This window comes from Paenibacillus shunpengii (genome assembly GCF_042684905.1).
GTDB lineage: Bacteria > Bacillota > Bacilli > Paenibacillales > Paenibacillaceae > Paenibacillus > Paenibacillus shunpengii.
In genome coordinates, this window is record NZ_JBHUMJ010000002.1 from 1998428 (window position 1) to 2018418 (window position 19991).

The 19991-nt window shown below is 45.1% G+C and carries 15 protein-coding genes; 9 read left to right on the top strand and 6 right to left on the bottom strand.

Annotated features, from left to right (window positions below; all coding sequences use genetic code 11):
- Window positions 1-62 precede the first annotated feature (62 nt).
- Complete coding sequence (locus ACFSVM_RS09315; RefSeq protein WP_379261653.1) at window positions 63-1541, bottom strand: stalk domain-containing protein; 1479 nt, start codon at window positions 1539-1541, stop codon at window positions 63-65.
- A gap of 151 nt (window positions 1542-1692) precedes the next feature.
- Between ACFSVM_RS09315 and ACFSVM_RS09320 the strand changes: the two genes are divergently transcribed.
- Window positions 1693-1998: a Dabb family protein gene (locus ACFSVM_RS09320; protein ID WP_076315202.1), complete on the top strand. Its 306-nt coding sequence runs from the start codon at window positions 1693-1695 to the stop codon at window positions 1996-1998.
- Between the two features lie 67 nt (window positions 1999-2065).
- On the opposite strand, the gene ACFSVM_RS09325 is transcribed toward ACFSVM_RS09320, so the two are convergent.
- Window positions 2066-3289: a multidrug effflux MFS transporter gene (locus ACFSVM_RS09325; RefSeq protein ID WP_379261656.1), complete on the bottom strand. Its 1224-nt coding sequence runs from the start codon at window positions 3287-3289 to the stop codon at window positions 2066-2068.
- 292 nt (window positions 3290-3581) lie between these two features.
- On the opposite strand from ACFSVM_RS09325, the gene ACFSVM_RS09330 reads away from it, so the two are divergent.
- On the top strand, window positions 3582-4772 hold the full coding sequence (locus ACFSVM_RS09330) for an MFS transporter (RefSeq protein ID WP_090727047.1): 1191 nt from the start codon (window positions 3582-3584) through the stop codon (window positions 4770-4772).
- Window positions 4773-4973: 201 nt separating this feature from the next.
- Window positions 4974-5948: an aldo/keto reductase family protein gene (locus ACFSVM_RS09335; protein WP_090727045.1), complete on the top strand. Its 975-nt coding sequence runs from the start codon at window positions 4974-4976 to the stop codon at window positions 5946-5948.
- A 26-nt stretch (window positions 5949-5974) separates the two neighbouring features.
- Here the strand turns inward: ACFSVM_RS09335 and ACFSVM_RS09340 are convergent, their stop codons facing one another.
- On the bottom strand, window positions 5975-7144 hold the full coding sequence (locus ACFSVM_RS09340; protein ID WP_083656188.1) for a S8 family peptidase: 1170 nt from the start codon (window positions 7142-7144) through the stop codon (window positions 5975-5977).
- A 139-nt stretch (window positions 7145-7283) separates the two neighbouring features.
- Here ACFSVM_RS09340 and ACFSVM_RS09345 point away from each other — a divergent pair, with 139 nt between their 5' ends.
- Window positions 7284-8165 carry an NAD-dependent epimerase/dehydratase family protein gene (locus ACFSVM_RS09345; RefSeq protein WP_379261659.1) on the top strand — a complete coding sequence of 294 codons (882 nt, stop codon included), beginning with the start codon at window positions 7284-7286 and terminating at the stop codon, window positions 8163-8165.
- Window positions 8166-8248: 83 nt separating this feature from the next.
- Here ACFSVM_RS09345 and ACFSVM_RS09350 read toward each other — a convergent pair whose 3' ends face one another.
- A complete protein-coding gene (locus tag ACFSVM_RS09350) occupies window positions 8249-10372 on the bottom strand; it encodes a serine hydrolase (protein WP_379261661.1) in 2124 nt (707 codons plus the stop codon).
- A gap of 303 nt (window positions 10373-10675) precedes the next feature.
- Here ACFSVM_RS09350 and ACFSVM_RS09355 point away from each other — a divergent pair, with 303 nt between their 5' ends.
- Both ACFSVM_RS09355 and ACFSVM_RS09360 read left to right on the top strand, forming a co-directional pair.
- Window positions 10676-12421 carry an ABC transporter ATP-binding protein gene (locus ACFSVM_RS09355; RefSeq protein ID WP_379261663.1) on the top strand — a complete coding sequence of 582 codons (1746 nt, stop codon included), beginning with the start codon at window positions 10676-10678 and terminating at the stop codon, window positions 12419-12421.
- The gene (locus ACFSVM_RS09360; RefSeq protein WP_379261665.1) at window positions 12418-14190 is read left to right on the top strand and encodes an ABC transporter ATP-binding protein; all 1773 of its coding nucleotides are present in this window, start codon (window positions 12418-12420) and stop codon (window positions 14188-14190) included. Before ACFSVM_RS09355 ends, ACFSVM_RS09360 begins: the two co-directional genes overlap by 4 nt.
- 138 nt (window positions 14191-14328) lie before the next feature.
- On the opposite strand, the gene ACFSVM_RS09365 is transcribed toward ACFSVM_RS09360, so the two are convergent.
- On the bottom strand, window positions 14329-15435 hold the full coding sequence (locus ACFSVM_RS09365) for a PdaC/SigV domain-containing protein (RefSeq protein ID WP_076315211.1): 1107 nt from the start codon (window positions 15433-15435) through the stop codon (window positions 14329-14331).
- A 386-nt stretch (window positions 15436-15821) separates the two neighbouring features.
- A complete protein-coding gene (locus ACFSVM_RS09370) occupies window positions 15822-17357 on the bottom strand; it encodes a sulfatase family protein (protein WP_379261667.1) in 1536 nt (511 codons plus the stop codon).
- A gap of 59 nt (window positions 17358-17416) precedes the next feature.
- On the opposite strand from ACFSVM_RS09370, the gene ACFSVM_RS09375 reads away from it, so the two are divergent.
- The 3 genes from ACFSVM_RS09375 to ACFSVM_RS09385 all read left to right on the top strand — a co-directional run bounded on the left by ACFSVM_RS09375 (window position 17417) and on the right by ACFSVM_RS09385 (window position 19907).
- Window positions 17417-18346, top strand: a complete 930-nt coding sequence (locus ACFSVM_RS09375; protein ID WP_083656190.1) for a helix-turn-helix domain-containing protein — start codon at window positions 17417-17419, stop codon at window positions 18344-18346.
- A gap of 19 nt (window positions 18347-18365) precedes the next feature.
- Window positions 18366-19322 carry a DMT family transporter gene (locus ACFSVM_RS09380; RefSeq protein WP_076315213.1) on the top strand — a complete coding sequence of 319 codons (957 nt, stop codon included), beginning with the start codon at window positions 18366-18368 and terminating at the stop codon, window positions 19320-19322.
- 108 nt (window positions 19323-19430) lie between these two features.
- Window positions 19431-19907 carry a GNAT family N-acetyltransferase gene (locus ACFSVM_RS09385; RefSeq protein WP_076315214.1) on the top strand — a complete coding sequence of 159 codons (477 nt, stop codon included), beginning with the start codon at window positions 19431-19433 and terminating at the stop codon, window positions 19905-19907.
- The last annotated feature ends 84 nt before the right edge of the window (window positions 19908-19991 follow it).

A 19991-nucleotide genomic window follows, 5' to 3' on the forward strand; every position in this document is an offset into this window, starting at 1 on the left:
TATTCAGTAACATAAGAAGACCTGCTCCTATATTGTATGGGACAGGTCTTTCTTCATTCTTGCTATTCGTTACTGTTAATTTGGAGCTCAGCCAACTGAGCATTCCAGTTCACTTGATAACCCATTTTCTTAAGTAAAGCTGCCGGAATCATCACTGCATTCGTTTCTAAGTATGGCGTACTGCTCAGTGTTATTACTCTCCCATTGATGCTCACTTCAGGTTGGTTCATCTCAAAAGACGCAGAGGTTAGACCATTTGTGATTGTATAGAGACGTGACTCTGGACCGACATGGGATGATGAAGTTACAACCAGCTTCGCGTCTAATGCCTCAACCACTTGCCTTAGCGGAACGCTGATCAATTGATTATTCATAACAGCGGTATACGGAGAATAGAGCACCTCTCCATTCACCTTGATCGTTATGCCATCACGTACGAGCTGCGGAGTATATACCATGCTGTCTCTTGTACTAGGAATTCCGATTTCGTTCCATTTGTTTGCTCCAAATCCCCATACCTTTCCTTGCGTATCAATAGCCAGCACATGATATTCTCCTGCGGACACCTGCTTGAAGCGTTTAAGAGAAACGATATGGCCGCCTTTACCGGTCGGTCGTTTCCCGTCGATCCAGAGCTCGCCATCGGTAGTTAATAGAGCCGCATAATCACGATGAACATCTACACTCTGCATTTTCAACGCCGGGTATATTTTCCGCGGCTTCATCGATAACCGAATTTTTGAAGTGGACATATCAATTCCCCATTTGAGTGTAGTTCCTGAGGAAGTGATACCATACATTTGATCTGGAGAATAGGCGCTGACCGTGTGAAGTTCAGGTAGATTCTCAAGTTTTTTCGGTTTAGAAAATACCACCTGTTCCTTGTTATCTATCGTCATTGTGAATACCCATACGGTTCCAGCTGAATCGAGAGCGTGTGCCATCTGATTTGAGCTTGTGCCGATGCTGTTGATATGGACTAATCCTTTTATTTGCAGAGGTATACTTGAATGGCCGGAATGGATGTCATATTGCCATCCCCATACGGTTCCATCTTGTTTCAAAGCGAGCACGATATTGCCAAGTGTAGATATAGACTCTACATCTGTAAGAGATGGTACTTGATGAAGTGCTGTAGAAGAGTTAGAAGTCTGTGACACTGACTCCCATAACCATACCGTGCCATCCTTTTTGAGACCGAGCAGCTTCTGTCCCATCTCTTTGATCATGACAAATTCAGCAGGAATATCCAGTCTCGCAGGGCTCAAGATTCTAAATAATGAGGGTGATTCCATCAGCCCGTAATTTCTTCCCCAAGTCCATACGGTACCATCAGCTCGAAGTCCAATCGAATTCCATTGTTCTGCTTCAACTTGTGTAAAGGCGGTGCTGCTAGCATGCAGTAATGAATTCGATGAGCTAGAGGATGGTGATTTAGTTAAAGAATCGGAAGCCCATAGAGTAGACCCTCCTGCATTAGTAAGAAGCATGATCACCGTAAGTATAGATGTAACACAACGTGTTCCAAGGCGCGTATTCATGAATTTGTCCTCCTAACTGTAAATAATTCACAACAAAAAGACGTTACGAGGATCAAATAAGTTTCAGAACATATCAAATATTCATAGGAAGCGGTTATAATTTCCGTATAATATTAGAAGTATACAATTACAAATTCAAGGAGTGAATAGGATGGAACAACAGCAAATTATACATTCTGTAGTATTTTCATTGAAACACCCTCATGGCTCTGCGGAAGAATCCGCATTTCTTCAGGACGGAAAGTCTGCACTGAGCAGTATTCCTACCGTTAACCATTTTCAAGTGTTTCGCGAGATCAGCCCGAAAAATACATATGATTATGGATTTTCGATGGTGTTCAACAGTCGGGAAGATTATGAGGCATACAATGTACATCCGAAGCATGTGGAGTTTGTAACTGAGCGCTGGGAGAAGGAAGTCGTTCAGTTCATGGAGATTGACTACAGTGAAATTTAATGGAAAGCTGCACGTCAGTTAGAAAAGAAGGAGCAGATGTCTGAGACATCTGCTCCTTTATTATGGGTTATCGGAATGTTTCCGAATTAGATTTTTTGGCAGAGTCCGGTCTACTCACTAAATTTCTGTAGAAGATTACAGCCAATATACTGGTCATAAAAATGGTAATACCGAAAGGAACAGCAGATGTTTCTCCTGCAACCCCCACGATTGGAGATGAGAGTGCACCTAGTGCAAATTGGAGTGAACCCAAAATAGCGGCCGCACTTCCCGCAATATGACCTTGTGACTCCATAGCGAGTGTAAATGAGACGGGACCTATAATGCCGATCGATACTGCAAATAAAAAGATCGAACTAAACAAAGCAATGAAAGGTCCATGAGACAAAACAAAGATTAAAGCGACAGTAGCAGCAATGCACGCAAGCAGCAATCCGGATTGAATAATTCGATCTTCTTCCCATCGTCCAGCGAGGCGTTTGACGAACTGCGATCCTATAATGATACCGAGACCATTCAACGCAAAAAGAATCGAAAATAGCTGAGGCGAAATACCGTATATATTTTGATAAATAAATGGTGTACCCGCAACATAAGCAAATACTCCAGAGAATAAGATCCCATTAACCAGAGCATATCCCATAAAGCTTCTATTTCGAAGTAAAGAACTATAATTGTTTAACACTTCGCTAAAGCTGCTTGGCACACGTCTTTCGACAGGCAAACTTTCGTTTATTTTCCAAGCCGTCAAACCTGTTAGCAGAAGCCCCAGTATCCCTAAAAAGATAAACACACCTATCCAAGAAGTGAAGGTAGTTACTGCGCTCCCTGCTGTTGGGGAGATCAAAGGTGCAATATTACTGATCATCGTTAAAACAGACATAAATTGTACCATTTCTACGCCACGATACCGGTCACGAACAATTGCACGTGAAATGACGAGCCCAGCGGAGGCGACAAATCCCTGGATGAAGCGCAGGACTATGAATATGCCAATGTTTGGTGAAAAAGCACAAGCGATTGAGGCTATCGAATAGAGAATCATAGAGATCAGCAAAGGATTACGTCTTCCATGAACATCACTTAAAGGGCCTGTAACAAGCTGTCCTATACCTAAACCTAATAAGCTGGCAGTTAGACTTGCTTGAATCATAGATGCGCTCGTGCCATAATAATCTGTCATTTGGGGGAGCGATGAGAGATACATATCCACCGTAAATGGCCCTAACGCTGAAAATGCAGATAATAGCAAAGCGAATAGTACCGGATTGTTATTATATTTTGTATTCATATAGTTACCCCCAATTTCATGAAAATTAGTTACTTGTCGTTAATCACTGTTCAATTATAATAGGTAATATAAAATCTTCAATTGTCTAATTCGTCTAAATTGTTGAATAATGAACGGATACTTATGATCTGTTAATTAACTCTGTTAATATGAATTCTGTGTAACTGTAATTTGGAGGGATAAAAATGATGATGCTGTTGTTCTTTTGATTCGAGCTTGAGTTAGTTCAAACATAACTTATAGCTCGTATCGATGAGTAATCGATACGCTAATTTTGGAGGTATCGATTCATATGACAAGTAACAAATGGAAATCTATATTTATTGCTTTATACACAGGACAGTTCTTCTCATTACTGAGCAGTGCTGCGGTGCAGTTTAGTATGATCTGGTGGCTGACCGACACGACGGGTTCTCCGCTCATATTAGCCATGGCTGGAATTGCGGGTTTTCTTCCCCAGGCATTGATTGGTCCGCTTGCAGGAACCCTTATTGACCGTTATTCACGCAAACTTATGATGATTGCAGCTGATCTGACCGTCGCTTTAGGGAGTCTCTTGCTATTTATCACCATGCTGTATCAAGAGCCTGGTATTGGACTTATTATTGTAGTATTGGTCATTCGGTCCTTAGCCACGGCCTTTCATATGCCTGCCATGCAGGCTACGATTCCGCTGCTTGTTCCTGAAGAGCATCTGACCAAGGCTTCCGGCTGGGGTCAAATGGTAGGATCCATTACGAATATTGCTGGACCCGCGCTGGGGATGAGCATTCTTGCTGCCAGCTCCCTGGAATGGGTTCTGCTCATTGACGTCTTTGGAGCCTTGATTGCTTCAACGATGGTATTGTTCATCAAAATACCCAAGCTGTCTAAACAAGTGGATCAAGGTGGAACAAGCCTGTTAGCTGAGATGAAAGAAGGCTACCATGCGATCGTTAGCCATCTCAAGGTATGGAGATTGGCGATCCTGATCATGGTCGTCAGCATTCTATATATTCCCGTTGGTACGTACTTTCCACTGATGGTAAGAAACCATTTTGATCAGGGTGTACTTCAGGCAGGGATGGTTGAAATCGTCTTTGCCATCGGATTGATCGTGGGTGCATCCGTGATAGGGATATTCGGTGACAGATTCAGCAAGGTTCGGCTTATGGCAGGAGGCATGCTCATTATGGGCGTTGCTTTATTTATATCAGGTATTCTGCCGGCATCCGCATTCTATGTATTTGTCGTCATGAGTCTGTTAATCGGGCTCTCTGGTCCGATCTTTTCCGCTCCGTTCTCTGCATTAATTCAAAGCGAGATTGAACCGCACCTGCTCGGCAGAGTGTTTAGCTTTATAGGCAGCATGTCTTTGCTGGCGGCTCCCATTGGACTCGGCATCGCTGGTGTATTTATTGAATTCACGAATGTTGCGATGCTATTCATGGCTGCTGGTGTTCTAATCGTAGTGAATGCACTAATTACGTGGCGTCTGAAGTAAAATAGCTAGATTAATAATAAACCGCGCATTGTCACGAATCCAGGTGGCTTGCGCGGTTTTGTTATTCCATGCTGTGTAAATAAAATGGTCAACATCAAATTTCCCCATTGCCCTTTATTCCGAATTTCCTATATATTGAAGGGGTCATTGGTTTCACTCTATTAGAAAATAAAATCATATGCAGAGAGGAAGCGAGAGTCCATGAAATACAGGAGAGTAGGATCAAGCGGAATCAAGGTTAGTGAGATTGGTCTGGGCAGCTGGTTAACCTATGGTACAGCGGCAGAACAGCAGGCAGCAGATGCTTGTATTGATAAGGCCTTTGAATGCGGGATTAATTTCTTTGATACAGCTAATGCATACAATCGGGGTGAGGGAGAAAAGGCGTTAGGGACAGCTCTAAGATCGTATAAACGCTCGGACTATGTGCTGAGCACGAAGGTATTCTTCCCGATGGGAGAGGGACCTAATGATAGAGGCTTGTCCAGAAAAGCAATCATGGAGCAATGTGAGGCGAGTCTTACGCGTCTGGGAACAGACTATATCGACATCTATTTTTGCCATCGGTATGATGATGAAACACCTACGGAAGAGACTCTGCGTGCACTGGATGATCTAACTGCACAAGGCAAAATCCTATACGCTGCAATTAGCGAGTGGAGTCCTGCTCAGATTACAGAGGCTGCAGTCATCTCGAAACAACTGAATCTCCGTCCCCTCATTGCGAATCAACCGATATATAATATGTTCGAACGTTACATAGAAGAAGAGGTGCTGAGTGTGTCCGAGCAAGCAGGAATGGGTCAGATCGTATTCTCACCGCTTGCCCAGGGTATCCTCACAGGTAAATACAAGCCAGGAGCGAAACCGCCGGCAGGTACACGAGCAGCTAATGAAGCCGTGAATGGAGTGATCCGCAGTTACCTGCGTGACGACGTGCTTGAGGTGGTGTACCAGCTCGATGGACTAGCGAATGAACTTGGAGTGAAGCTGTCTCAGCTCGCACTTGCATGGACACTTCGCCTGCCGGGAATCAGCTCTGCATTGATAGGTGCCAGCAGACCTGAACAAATTGTGGAGAATGCGAAATCCGTAGATATTGAGCTGGATTCTACAACGCTGGCGAGAATTGATCAAATATTAGCTCAAGTCAAAGATTTTGCACCGATGAGATAGACTCTACTGGGATCGGTCCATTTGATTTAAGAGACAGGCTGCTGTACTGCACGTAATGCATTTATGCGGCCATGCGCCCAGTAAGTGCCTGTACCTGCGATCGGGTCGCAAGTAAATACAATACAGTCTCTTACATTGACGTTCGATCTGCCCTGAGCTGCAAGCAAAGCTGCAAGACCTGATACGAGAGGCGCAGCCATTGAAGTACCGCTTAAATAAGCGTAGCTGCTGCCAAGATACGTGGACAAGATTTGGTCACCTGGTGCTGCAACATCGACCCATGCACCGTAATTGGAAAAGGCCGACTTCACATCCGATGCATTCGTTGATGCCACTGCGACGACACCGGGGAGATAGGCCGGATACATTGGTGTTGTTGTATTATCGTTACCTGCTGCTGCAATAACAACAGCGCCACGATCCCAGGCATACTGCACAGCCGCTTGAAGAAACGAATCGTTAGCTGGTGATCCAAGGCTTAAGTTCACGACATGTGCTCCGTTGTTCGCGGCATAGACAATGCCATTAGCGACACTGGACAATAAGCCATTCCCGCTGTTATCCAAAGAGCGAATGGGGATGATGGAGGCGAAGGGAGCCATGCCGGCAATGCCGACTCCATTGTTGGTTGCAGCGGCAGCTATGCCGGCGACATGCGTGCCGTGTCCATTCCCATCGCTGGTGTTAGGATCCCAATCCACGTAGTCATAACCCGGAAGTAATTTTCCAGCCAGCTCAGGATGGTCCGGCTGTACACCGGTATCTACCACCGCTATTCTTATGGCAGCAGAGCTCTGGGTGAGGTCCCATGCAGCAGGAGCCAGCACTTTTTGTGGAGCATATTGATAGCCAGGATAGAAGGGGTCATTCGGAGTGTATACGGCCTTGTACACATGATTGGGTTCGGCTGATTCAATCAGCTCGTGCTTACGATATATGTTAAGCATTTTACGCATTTTTCGTTTAGAAGTAATTCGATAGAATCCTAGATCCTCATATGAATCGATAACGGTACATTTTGCTTTTTGGTGCAGAGCCTTCATGTCATCCTGTGATGTGCCCTCAACAAACTTGATAATCAGCTCGTTTGGCGCATGAGGGTGGAATTTACTGTCTGCCCGTTTGTCCCAATATCGTAATGTGATGATCGAGAGCACAATCACTGCGGCCACTGATAATCCTAAAGCCAGCCACATAACCATTCCTCCTCTATGAAATCAGTGATAGACTTGGAATATCATATGTGGGACGAGATTGAAGGCTTGGACTTCGCGGTAGTTAATTGTTGTCTTGTATACCTTACTGTTAAATGAGAGGAAATGGAGGGAAGAACGAATGAAGAAGGTTCTGATCCTTGGCGGAACGCGTTTTTTTGGAAAAAGACTGGTGGAGTACCTGCTGCAAGAAGGTAAATCTGAAATTACGGTAGCCACGCGCGGAAACACACCTATTCCTTTTCAAGAAGAAGTAAGACATCTCATCCTCGATCGCGAGGTTGAGGAGCAGCTGCGAGCAGCCGCTGAAAAAGAAGAGTGGGATATCGTGTATGATAATATTTGTTACTCTCCAGATGCAGCCATGGATGCGGTGAAGCTCTTTGATGGCAGGACGAAGAAGTACGTTTTTACATCCAGTTTGTCCGTTTACGATGCAGGGGTTAAGGATGCTTTGGAGGAAGAGGATTTTGATCCTTCGACGTATGGGATTCAGCATGGCAGACACGACCGTTTTACATATCAGGAGGGTAAACGTCAGGCTGAAGCTGTATTTATGCAGCAAGCCTCTTTTCCGGTCGTATGCGTACGATTTCCAATCGTACTCGGAACCGATGATTATACGAAACGTCTACATTTTCATGTGGAACGTGTTAGAGAAGGCAGACCGATTGGAATGCCTAATTTGAACGCCCGAATGGGATTTATTCATTCAGAGGAAGCCGCACGCTTTCTGGCATGGGCAGGAGCCTCCAACATTACCGGCCCTGTAAACGCGGCATCACAGCATACCATTTCTCTCGGGGAGTTGATGGACCTTATCGAATCGAAGACAGGTAAGAAGGCGCAGCTGACGAAGGAAGTGGGGGAGGATTCAGCTTCACCTTTTGGAGTGGAAGACTCCTGGTTTATGAACACGAATAAAGCGGCCGAAGCCGGCTTTGAATTTGATAATCTGAATGAGTGGCTTCCTAAGCTGATAGATCAGCTTGCCCTTGATTAATTCCTAGAGTTAGGATGCTAACAAAAAGAACACTTCAGGCTGCATTTTTTGCAACCGAAGTGTTCTTTCTTAAATTTCTCGACTTATTCGTCCCCGGAGGACGTTGCTGCTTGAGCTTGTTCCGAAGCCAGGGCTGCTGCAATTTGATCTGTTGGTTGTGTTAATAGTTTATAAATAATAGCTGCATTTTCTTGTACATTCAGCGGTTTTTTGGACTGAAAGTCGGCAGAACCATCCGAATGAATGTCTACTTCGGGTCCATAAATACCAAGCCCGATCATCATTTTGACCGCAGGAACAGCCCAATCGCTCGTGTTGCCTGATAGCTTAACTCCAGTAAAAAGTTCATCAGGATACTGTAGTTTATAGATTCTCCACAGCATGACAGCTGCTTCCTGACGTGTGATGGCTTGATTCGGTTTAAATTGCTCTGCTTCACTCAGCATCCCTATTTCCAGAGCGGATTGGATATAGCCAGCGGAAGGATGCTGAGCCCAATCGGTTCCTTCTGCAGGTGCTGTCTTACTGGCAGGAATGTTGCTGACCTTCAGGATCTCCTTGACAAATTCAGCTCGTGTGACGATATGCTTCGGGTTGACCGACGTACTTGCGTCATTTGGATAATAGCCCAAAGACTGAAGAGCGTATAATGCTTCAGCATAGGGACTGCTTGGACTTACATCCCTAAACCCTGCTGGTGCTACACCTTTGCGTTCGTAACCCATTGGATTCAGATAGGGCTCTTTCAAATATACGCTGCCGTCTTCGTGTTCTTTAAATGCGGTAAACTGGCCGCTGATCTCATCGACAAACAGATTCTCCTCTACCTGTGTAAGGACACGAGGCCCAAGGAATGCATCCTGAATGGCCAACTTGCCTGCCTGCTCCTCTGCTCCTGAAACAGAGCTGACGATGGTGCTTAAACGCAGGTCTGCGTACAATCCGGCATAACGCTGAAGCTCATCTGCGGATTGGGGCTCATAGTCGTCAAATTCGACTGCCTCTGCATACTGAGGGAAAAATTCATTAATAAAAGCAGGATAGAACAAATTTCGTAGAGCACCCGTCTGATTATAAGTAAGGAAGACACCTGTATTTTGCTCCGGAATAAGGAAGAGATAAGAACTGAATCCCGTTAGATCTCCTGCCTTCGTAATAATCTTAGAGCTGCTTCCGGCTCCAGGGAGCTGAAAAGCGGCTTCAAACCCATAGGTTGTGTCCGGCAGAAGAGGATGAATTGCCGAACGATAAATTTCCATACTATTTACGGTAGACTCGGTCAGTATTCGGTTCTCACCGTTCGTTCCACCGTTTAGGAAGGCGATCATAAATTGGCTGATATCTTCAGCGGTCGTCAGCATTCCACCATGAGGCATGGGATTCGGAGATATCGCGTATAGATCAATGGGATTCTTCGCTGCATCGTAACCCGTTGCGAGCTGTTCCTTGAACTTGTCCGTCAGCAGGAAGCTGCTGTTCTTCATTCCCAGCGGTTCAAAAATATGATCCTGCATATATTCCTCATACGGTTGACCGCTCACTTCTTGAACGACAAGTCCTAATAAGAGAGAGGCAAAGTTATCATACATATAAGAGCTCCCCGGTTCACGAACAACGGGAGGCATATGCTCTCGAACATAATCCTCAATGGAAACGTTTTTATCAAAATCCGTGTGAATATCTTCCTGCTGTGGATCCCGGATCTCAAACCCTGTCGTATGTGTCAGCAAATGCTCAATCGTTACCGGTTTGTCATAAGGGTTATCGAATTCAAGACCCTTTATGTATTGCTTGATGTCAGCTTTCAAGTCGATTTTTCCTTGTTCAACCAGCTGCATCGCGGCCACCGCGTTGAATGTCTTGGATACAGAGGCTACTCGAAAAGCCGTTTCTTCCGGATCGACCTGTGTCTGTGCTGCAAGGTCAGAATATCCATAGCCTTCTTGTGCAACGACTTCACCGTCTTTCACAATAGCCACGGAGGCTCCCACATATTGTGCCATTGCCTCAGGTGAATTAAAGAACTTATCCAGGAATACGGAAGCTGTCTCTGGATTAAGCACTTTAACCTGCTGAGCTTGCATTGTCGCAGCGGTTTGCTCTTCGGCCAGGGCCGCTGGGGCAATAGACCCTAGTACAAGCACTGAAGCGAGAAATACGCTGGACAGTGATTTTACATGCTTGTGCAAGGTGAACTTGGATACCATGAAATCACTCCTTATCTGAATTTTGATCCCTTGGAAAGATTAGGAATCCTATTTATTATAACAGAGCGATGTTAGAAGAAGGGGAGATTTATAGAAATATATTAATGATTTGCAGGAGCGAAAGGTCGTTTTGCAGGCATGACAATCATTGCACCCTTATTCAATTCAGATTGGGATTATAATTATTTTTTACCTAGGAATGGATGTTCGTTTCGTGTAGACTTATTATGATTTATCAGCAAATGACCTAAGGTCAAATGAAAAAAAGAGATACATATTTGTATTTAGATGGGGGTGGGCACTGTGCCCAAGAAAGAAAAATTATCGATGACATGGCTGCTAAGGTATCTGAAGCCAGTCAAAGGACGGCTGCTTTTGCTGCTGGTTATGTTACTGACATCAACTGGCCTGCAGCTATTGAATCCGCAAATTGTGCAGCGGTTTATCGACACGGCTGCAGGCGGAGGACTGCTCGGAACTTTATTTCAGCTGGCAGGAATATACCTGGTTGTAGCCGTCGTTAATCAACTAATAACGGTAGCCGTCAGCTATTTCGGTAATGATGTATCCTGGCGTTCAACCAATCAGCTGCGTGGTGATCTGCTGAAGCACTGTCTTCGGCTTGATATGAAGTTCCATAATGTGAGAACGCCAGGTGAGATGATTGAACGGGTCGATGGCGATGTCACGGCCATTTCCAATTTTTTTGCGATGTTTATCGTTCAAGTCGTCGGCAGCTTCGTATTGCTCGCTGGGATCTTGGGTTTCATGTTCACGATCAACGTACCTATTGCACTCGTCATGACGGCATTTACGCTGATTTCGATCTTATTCATGGTTGTGATCCGTAATCTTGGAGTGCGATCCTCAAAGGAAGAAAGGGAGGCCAGCGCTTCTCTATTCGGTTTAATTGAAGAGCGAATTGCTGGAATTGAAGATGTTCAGGCTAATGGTCACGTACCATATGTCATGAATCGATTTCATCGGCTGATGCGCTCCGTATTTATTAAGGGAAGAAGAGCCTGGATGCTTCGGGTTATTCCGTGGAATACAACGGTTATCCTGTTTGCGCTTGCGGTAACCGCGGTGCTGCTGATCGGCGTGCATTATTATATGACCGGAGCCATTACACTCGGTACATTGTACCTAATCTATCAATATACTCAGATGCTGAACGAACCTATTGAAATTTTGGGTGATCAAATACAGGAATTTCAAAAAGCAAAATCCGGAATGCTGCGTTCAAGAGAACTGTTATCCTTACGCAGTGAAATTAGAGAAGGTGAAGAAGCTGAGCTTCCGGAAGGACCATTGAGTCTCGAATTTGAGCATGTCCACTTCAGTTATAACGAGGATAAACCAATTCTCACCGATATTCATTTCGAGCTGAAGCCTGGAGAACTGTTAGGTATTATAGGCCGGACGGGCAGCGGCAAATCCAGCCTTAGCCGAACTCTGCTTAGGTTATACAATATCAACAGCGGTGTTATACGAGTAGGTGGTGTAGATGTTACCAAGCTGTCTCTGCCTGTGCTGTATAAACGCATAGGGATGGTTACTCAGGATGTACAGCTGTTTGATGGGACACTTCGTGAGAACTTGACCCTGTTCAATCAAGATATTTCGGATGATGAGATTTTGCGCAAAACAGAGCAGCTCGGTCTAAGCAGATGGATTGAAGCTCAGCCTAACGGACTTGATACACATCTGAGCACGGGAGGTACCTCTTTATCCGCCGGTGAAGCTCAATTGTTTGCCTTAACCCGAGTGTTTCTTACGAAACCGAGCCTGGTCATCCTCGATGAACCATCTTCGAGGCTGGATGCGGCAACGGAAGCGATGCTTCAGTCGGCTGTTGATCAGATGATGAAGGAATGCACCGGCATTATGATTGCTCACCGGCTTGCTACACTGAATCAAGTAGACAAAATTATGGTGCTGGGTGATGGAAAAATATTGGAGTTTGGAGAACGTGATCAGCTCGCGAGAAATCCAGCCTCCCACTATGCAAGATTGCTCGTTACAGGCAGAGAGGAGGAGCTGGCATGACCGTAACAGGATTTATTAATAAGCTGTTTCGATTCAAGCCATTTTTATTTATTATCAATGGTCTCTTATGGTGTATGTTCCATTCCCTCCCGCTAGTTATCGGGCTTGCGATGCAGTGGTTCTTCGATCGGGCAGCTGCCGCGAATACCAACGATTATTTGTGGCTTGCTGTGCCGCTGCTCGTCATGGTAGCTGTCAGAATTACGAGAGTAGGAACCATGCTCATCGCCTTCTATGAATGGGTAACCTATATTTTTCATATTCAAGCGATTCTGCGGACGAATATGCTGGCAGGCATTATGCGCTGGCCGGGACGGAATCTGCCTGCTTCGCCTGGAGAAGCGATGAGTCGTTTCCGTGATGATGTGAATGAGGTCGTTGAATATGTGGAATCCTGGGTCGATTTCTGGGGAATGTTCGTATTCGCTGTCGTTTCAGTCTCCATCATGGCAAGCATTAACTGGAAGATTACCTTAGTTGCTGTATTGCCGTTAATCATCGTTACACTGCTGAACAACCTCTCTGGCAATCGGGCGCGCAGATATGGGCAGCAGAATCAGGAGGCAACCGGACGAATTACAAGCTTTATCGCGGAGACCTTCGGCGCCGTTCAAGCACTGAAGCTGGGCCAGGCAGAAGATCACGTACATGCTCGATTTATGAAGCTGAACGAAGACCGCCGTCAGGCTGCGCTCAAGGATAACTTGTTTAAGCAATGGATGAGATCGTTGAATCAGCATATTCTAAGTATATGTACGGGACTTATCCTTCTGATGTGTGCAGCTGAGATGAGAAATGGTAATTTTACCGTTGGAGATTTCGCTCTATTTACCACTTATTTAACAAGCATTGGATTTAGTATCTCATTATTCGGTTATATGGTGTTCCAGCACAAGCGTCTTAAGGTGTCCTTTGACCGTATGCGTATGCTGTTCCGCCCAGGTGAAGAGGACCGGATTATCGATCATCGTGAAATATATTTGTATGAAGATCCTCCCGAGCTGCCCGTCATAAGCAGAGATGATACGGAGAAACTGAGAGAGGTCACCGTCCGTAATCTCACCTATCAATATCCGAATTCGAATCACGGGATCAAGGATGTAAATCTGCAGCTGAAGCGTGGACAGTTCCTTGTTATTACGGGAAGAATCGGTTCAGGTAAATCGACCTTGGTTCGGGCTATGCTGGGATTGCTTCCTAAGCAGGCAGGATCCATTCAGTGGAATGGAACTGAGATCGATCCGGCACAGTTCTTAACACCGCCAAGAGCGGCTTATACACCGCAAGTGCCACGCTTGTTCAGTGATACCTTGAAGGAGAATATAGTTCAGGGCAAGCTTAGCCGTGTGGAAGAGTCCCTCGAGCGTGCGATGAATCTGGCTGTAATGAATAAAGATGTAGGGGACCTGGAAAAAGGACTCGATACGCTTGTTGGACCAAGAGGCGTGATGCTGTCCGGTGGACAAATACAGCGGGCCGCTACGGCGCGCATGCTGATGACTGACTCAGATCTGTATATATTCGATGATCTATCGAGCGCACTAGATGTTGAAACCGAGCAGCAGGTGTGGGATGGACTGTTCAAGGAAGAGGATGTGACCTGCATCGCCGTCTCTCACCGAAGAGCAGCCTTATCCAAGGCAGACCATATTATTGTAATGAAGGATGGACGAATTGAGGCAGAAGGCAGCCTTCATGAACTATTAGAGAGCTGTGAAGAGATGCAGCTGCTATGGCAAGGAGAACAGACTCCAGTAAAAGTATCCTAGCGATCATCATCTCACAATGACCTGCGTGTTAGGATGTAAATTCGGAATGATGTACCAAAACACCTTTGGAGGCTCCAAAGGTGTTTTTTCATATCCGTATATGGTTTCAACTTGAACGCATTTAGAAGTTCCTTATTCTTATTTTGCAGCCGCAAATGGATCCGTTCCTTTAGGCAGTAGATCTGCAAAATTAAAGGTATAGGTTGGGAATCCATCAGCATAGGATGCAATCTCATAAATTTGGAAGAAGACCGTTAATCCACTCTCGGATACATAGAAATCCGGATCTTCCTTCAAACCATTAAATCCAAAGTTATACTTGTCTGCGGTTGTCTTCTTCTTCAGCATTTGATCCAGCTTCTTCTTGGCAGCATCTGATGAATGGAGCAGATCGTCCATTGTCAACTGCTTACCATCTTTGATGGAGAAAGTAAAGCCTTCACGGTAAGTCATTCCATGAGCACCACCAACATATTCATACAGGTCAGTGGATATGCTGAGCACGCCCTCACGGTTAAAGGTGACGAGGAAGGTACCATGAAATTCATAAGGACGTTCATATTCAGCATCCCGATCGTTTGCTTTTTTCTTCGCTTCTGCTGCGAAAGCTTCCGCTTTATCTTTAAACGTTTTGTTCATTGCTTCCTGCGCTTCTTTATTTACCAGACCACTTACTTGAGGATAGCGGATGTCAATGGTTGCATTGTTATTACTGTCTGAGATCGTTTCCGAAGAGATGTTCACCTTGTTTTGCTGCTGCTTTTTCAGCGTTAATATTTTGGCTGATGCATTATAAGATCCCTGGAAACCTAAATAATCCTTCAACACTCGAAAAGGAACATAGAGCTTCCCATTTATATTTTTGGCTTCATACTGGATACTGTTATTACCAATATAACGTTCATTGATATAGGTGTTGATGCCATATTCGGACACTTCCAATTTCATTTGAGTGACTCCGCTTCCGACAGTGTAGGTTTTAAAACCATCTTTGCCAGCTTGATAACTTAATTTAAGCCCTAGATCATCTCTTAACACCGAGATGGGAATCATCGTGTTTCCATTTACCAGCTTGCCTGAAGCAGAAAGAGTCTTGCCATTATATTTCATTACCACGTCAGAAGCTTTGACTGAAGTTGCGGCAGCAACGACTGCTTCGGACTGCCCACTTAAGAAGCTCGCGTTACCTACCAATAGACCTGCGGACAAAATAGCTGCGGACCATTTCATACTTTTCTTATTCATTATTATTTCCTCCCTAATCTAAGCTGTTCGCTCTTCTTATTATGTATTACCCAAAAATTCCTTTTTCTTATAAGAGAAAACTCTTATATTGACACGAGTCACTGGAGTCAATTGACTTCTTGTTAGCAATACTGCTGTAAGACAAGATTTATTATAGGGAGGAAATGAGGGGAAATGTTTACAGTGAGGGTTACAGTATTGTTGTTGAAAACAGGAGAATGGGGGGGGATTAAGCCGTTATGGAGAGCTTCGTAAGTAACCACATTTCATCAAACAGTATGTTGATGTGCGAGGTGCAGTTCGCAATCAGATGACAACTCTACATTTTTTTGTAAGAAAAAGACCGCACAAACCATAATTTGTTCATGCGGCTAGTTACTCATATTTTATGCTCCTGTAATTCTTGGCATCGGCATGGACTCTTTGCCCAACTCAGCCCATGCATACTTTAAGAGCAGCTCTGTCTTGAGATCTTTCCGTTCAGGGTCATCCCATAAATTGTTCAGCTCCTGCGGATCTTCCTGAAGGTCAAAGATTTCACCATAGGTTTGATTGTAATATATCGTAATCTTGTACCTAGCATCCACGTAAGTCTTCTGGTGAATCGTTGTGGGCTCATGCCGGAACTCACATATCGCATGATCACGAGCACAAGTGCTCTCACCCAGCCACACCTTCTTCTGATCAACACCAGTCATCGCATGTGGAATGGGCAGATCGCAGAATGACAGGAAGGTAGGGGCAAGGTCAACCAATGATTGGATGGCATTGCTTTGCTGATCGGCTGGAACATGACCCGGGTAACGTACAATGAAAGGCAGCTTAATTAGATCCTCGTAATGAAACCCGCCTTTTGCCTGTAAGCCATGCTGGCCGAAGAAATGTCCATGATCCGTTGTAAAGACGACAATCGTGTTGTCGGCAAGTCCGAGCTCATCAAGCTTATCGAGTATTTTGCCAATATATTTGTCCATCAGACTGATCATTCCGTAGTAAACGCCTACAAGCTTCTTCTTATCGTAATCTGTAAGTCTCGCACGCTTGCCGTATTCATAGTAATGATGTGAGCGATATCCGTGTATTCCCTGACCGGTTTCCGACAAGTAGGAGAAGTCGGGATTTTCCTCTTGTGTTTTGCCAAAATGGGGCGGATTCTTGTCATGCTCACCTTCGACTATCGTGGGAATGGTCAATTGGTCTGGATCATACATCGAATCCCAAGGCTCAGGGGCCAAATACTCCGGATGAGGATCAAAGAAGCTGGACCACAAGAAGAAGCTGTCGTCGTTCGCTTTGAAATCTTCAAGCAGTGCATTGGTCCGTTCAGCGATCCAAGTATTGTAATGATATTTTTCCGGAATAGGCCAATTATAGGTTCGGGTGCGATCCATAGTCCCGATCTCAGGAAGGAAGTAATCTCTCCAGTTATGCAGGCCTTTCTCTTCCATCCATAGAGCATAGTGCTGACCGACATGCCCCTCATTCGTATGGTTACGTGCCAGCTCTACATGGTCAAATCCATAGAAAGGACCATTGAATTCCCTCCAATAATCAAAATCATGCAACACAGGATGTGCTTCCATGGAAGGGTAAGTCTCTGTGGATACTAATGGCTGGAAGTGCGCTTTCCCAATCAGCGCAGTTTGATAGCCGGCCGCCTTGAAATCCTCACCCACCGTATGCCGATCCTCCAGTAGTTTGGTGCCGAGTGTCCAGGCTCCATGCTGACTTGGATACATGCCCGTAATGATGGAGGCACGGCTAGGCGTGCAAGTCGGGTTAGGACAATAAGCTCTATTAAAAGTCGTCCCTTCTCTTACTAACCGATCAAGGTTAGGGGTATGCAGCTCATTATTGAAAGCGCCGATCGTATCCCAGTGCTGCTGATCGCTTGTAATTAACAATATGTTAGGTTTCTTCATTCTACAGCCTCCTTTATACGAAAATTATAGAAAAAGATCAGCACAGAGGAAATAACTTAATGTATGATGTATTTAACATTTTGTCTGTATGGGGTGTTGATGTGTGTACAGTGGTTCCAACCTTTTTTCAAGAGTATGAGCATGAATATGCTGAATTCCTATATGATTCGCCGTCTGAATTCGACAAGAGAGACCAGGCTTGGCTTGTAAGAATGGGGCGAAATATCGCTAAGCCCAGCTATCGAGTGGGACCGAGAAGAATCGAATGCTACAGTATTCATTTTGTGCAGGAAGGCCATATCTTTTTTGAATATGACGGGCAACAGCGACTGCTTGGACCGGGAGATTTATTTTGTATGTATCCAGGCATCACTTATTTGTACTACAAGAATCAAGACAAGGAATCGCTTAGGCTTATCTGGATGGCAATGGATGGTCCTGGGATGGAGGAAATTCTAACGCTGCTTGGATTGTCACGTCATGAGCCTTATCTCTTGAATCGATGCAGCCCTATGATCGAAGAACACATCTCCGGATTGATGAACGTGCTGAGACAGAAGGACACAGCAAATGAAGCTGTCAGATTGGATCTCAGAGGACGCTTCTATAGTTTGCTGGGTCAGTTGATGAGCTCGAGTGAACGACAGCCGGAGCACCGTGTACTATCCTGGGTCTCTAAGAGCTTGGACTACATCCGCCTGCATGCCACGGAGGGGATTACTGTACAGCAGGTCGCACGGCTAGCGGGGCTGAACCGCACTTATTTCTCAACCGAATTCAGGAGCGCCATCGGAGTATCACCTGCGGAGTACATCGCCCGGGTAAGGATGGATAAAGCGAAGGATCTGCTCAGTCAATCCACCGCAACCGTTACAGAAATCGCATATAGCGTTGGTTATACGAGTCTGTATTCATTCACCCGAGCTTTCAAGAACCATTGTCGCATGCCTCCAACTGATTATCGTAATCTGCATACAGCTAATTCTTAGACCACCTGAGGTGAATTCATTGAAACCGATATTGTTAGGAATATTCGCGGCCTTCTTTTTTGCATTTACTTTTGTATTAAACGCATCGATGGAGTTGTCCGGCGGCAGCTGGATCTGGAGCGCCTCACTCCGCTACATATTTATGATTCCTTTTCTAACTGCGATCGTTATGTTCAGAAGAAATTTCAGAACACTAATAGTCGAGATGAAAAAACAGCCGAGAACCTGGCTCTTGTGGAGCTGTGTAGGCTTTGGCTTGTTTTATGCTCCATTATGCTTTGCGGCCGCCTATTCTCCGGGATGGCTGGTTGCAGGGACGTGGCAGTTTACGATCATTGCCGGCATGCTTCTTGCCCCTCTATTTACTGAAACCATACATACTTCCTCAGGCCACCTTCAGATCAAAGGTCGAATTCCTATGAAGGGACTTCTGATGTCGATCCTTATCTTGCTAGGTATAGTGCTGATGCAAATTGAGCATGCAAAGAGCTTTTCTCTAGAGAATTTGCTGCTAGGAGCCATTCCTGTATTTATCGCTTCTTTTGCCTATCCGCTGGGTAACCGTAAAATGATGGAGCTGTGCGAAGGAAGGTTGGACGCTTACCAAAGAGTGCTGGGCATGACACTTGCCAGCCTGCCATTCTGGATTCTGCTGTCTGTGTATGGTCTAGCTACGGAGGGCCTGCCAAGTCTGGATCAGAGTATGCAGTCGCTGCTTGTGGCTCTATGTTCCGGAGTCATTGCAACTGTACTATTTTTCAAAGCGACCGATATGGTAAGAGGAAATATGCAGAAATTAGCGGCAGTGGAGGCAACGCAGTCCATGGAAGTGCTATTCGCGCTTGCAGGTGAAGTGCTGTTATTGTCCATTGCGATTCCTTCATCCATTTCATGGGTGGGGATGCTAATCGTTGTGATTGGTATGGTGCTGCATAGCTATGTTTCTCGAATAGACTATCAAGAAGCAAAAGGATAAATCTTTCGATGCGAAATGGATTCATTCAAGTATGGAGATCGTTTATAGCACAAATGGGTAATAATATAGATATCTAGCTTCGAGCCTATTATGACAGGAGAGATTTGATTGGATCTACGAATTCGTAATGCAGTTGAAGGGGATATCCCATCTATTATTCAATTAAGAAAAGACTACGATGAAGTCATCGCCGACAGAAGACCTGATCTGTATGAGCTTGCTGACAATTATACGGAGGAAGAAGTCCGTGGATTCCTTGGTGCCCCTCAATCAGAGGTGATTGTTGCTGAAGCCACGAACAATGTAATTGCAGGTTATGCCATCGTGGATGAAGAGCAAGTAAATGCACACAAGATATACAAGCAGAGAAAGGTATTGTTCATTCGTGATTTCTGTGTCCGCGAGGAGATTCGAGGAGCAGGCGTGGGTCAATCTTTAATGGAATTTATCATTAAGCTGGGTAAAGAGAGAAAGGCAGATGCTGTTGAGATCGATATACTAGCGGATAATGAGCGTGCTGAAGCTTTCCTGGAATCCAATGGAATGAGCACCAAATCTATTAGATATGAGATGGAGCTGGATTAAAGATTGGTGGCTCGAGTCTCGTCCATCAAAAAACAGGCAGACATTTTTCAGAAATGTCGTGCCTGTTTTTTTTGATGTATTCAC

What these genes read in the sequence shown, in the direction of transcription:
- ACFSVM_RS09345 (WP_379261659.1), top strand. Translation starts at nt 7,284, where the DNA reads ATGAAGAAGGTTCTGATCCTTGGCGGAACGCGTTTTTTTGGAAAAAGA.
- ACFSVM_RS09335 (WP_090727045.1), top strand. Translation starts at nt 4,974, where the DNA reads ATGAAATACAGGAGAGTAGGATCAAGCGGAATCAAGGTTAGTGAGATT.
- ACFSVM_RS09315 (WP_379261653.1), bottom strand. Translation starts at nt 1,541, where the DNA reads ATGAATACGCGCCTTGGAACACGTTGTGTTACATCTATACTTACGGTG.
- ACFSVM_RS09325 (WP_379261656.1), bottom strand. Translation starts at nt 3,289, where the DNA reads ATGAATACAAAATATAATAACAATCCGGTACTATTCGCTTTGCTATTA.
- ACFSVM_RS09360 (WP_379261665.1), top strand. Translation starts at nt 12,418, where the DNA reads ATGACCGTAACAGGATTTATTAATAAGCTGTTTCGATTCAAGCCATTT.
- ACFSVM_RS09370 (WP_379261667.1), bottom strand. Translation starts at nt 17,357, where the DNA reads ATGAAGAAACCTAACATATTGTTAATTACAAGCGATCAGCAGCACTGG.
- ACFSVM_RS09320 (WP_076315202.1), top strand. Translation starts at nt 1,693, where the DNA reads ATGGAACAACAGCAAATTATACATTCTGTAGTATTTTCATTGAAACAC.
- ACFSVM_RS09350 (WP_379261661.1), bottom strand. Translation starts at nt 10,372, where the DNA reads ATGGTATCCAAGTTCACCTTGCACAAGCATGTAAAATCACTGTCCAGC.
- ACFSVM_RS09330 (WP_090727047.1), top strand. Translation starts at nt 3,582, where the DNA reads ATGACAAGTAACAAATGGAAATCTATATTTATTGCTTTATACACAGGA.
- ACFSVM_RS09365 (WP_076315211.1), bottom strand. Translation starts at nt 15,435, where the DNA reads ATGAATAAGAAAAGTATGAAATGGTCCGCAGCTATTTTGTCCGCAGGT.
- ACFSVM_RS09375 (WP_083656190.1), top strand. Translation starts at nt 17,417, where the DNA reads ATGTATGATGTATTTAACATTTTGTCTGTATGGGGTGTTGATGTGTGT.
- ACFSVM_RS09340 (WP_083656188.1), bottom strand. Translation starts at nt 7,144, where the DNA reads ATGTGGCTGGCTTTAGGATTATCAGTGGCCGCAGTGATTGTGCTCTCG.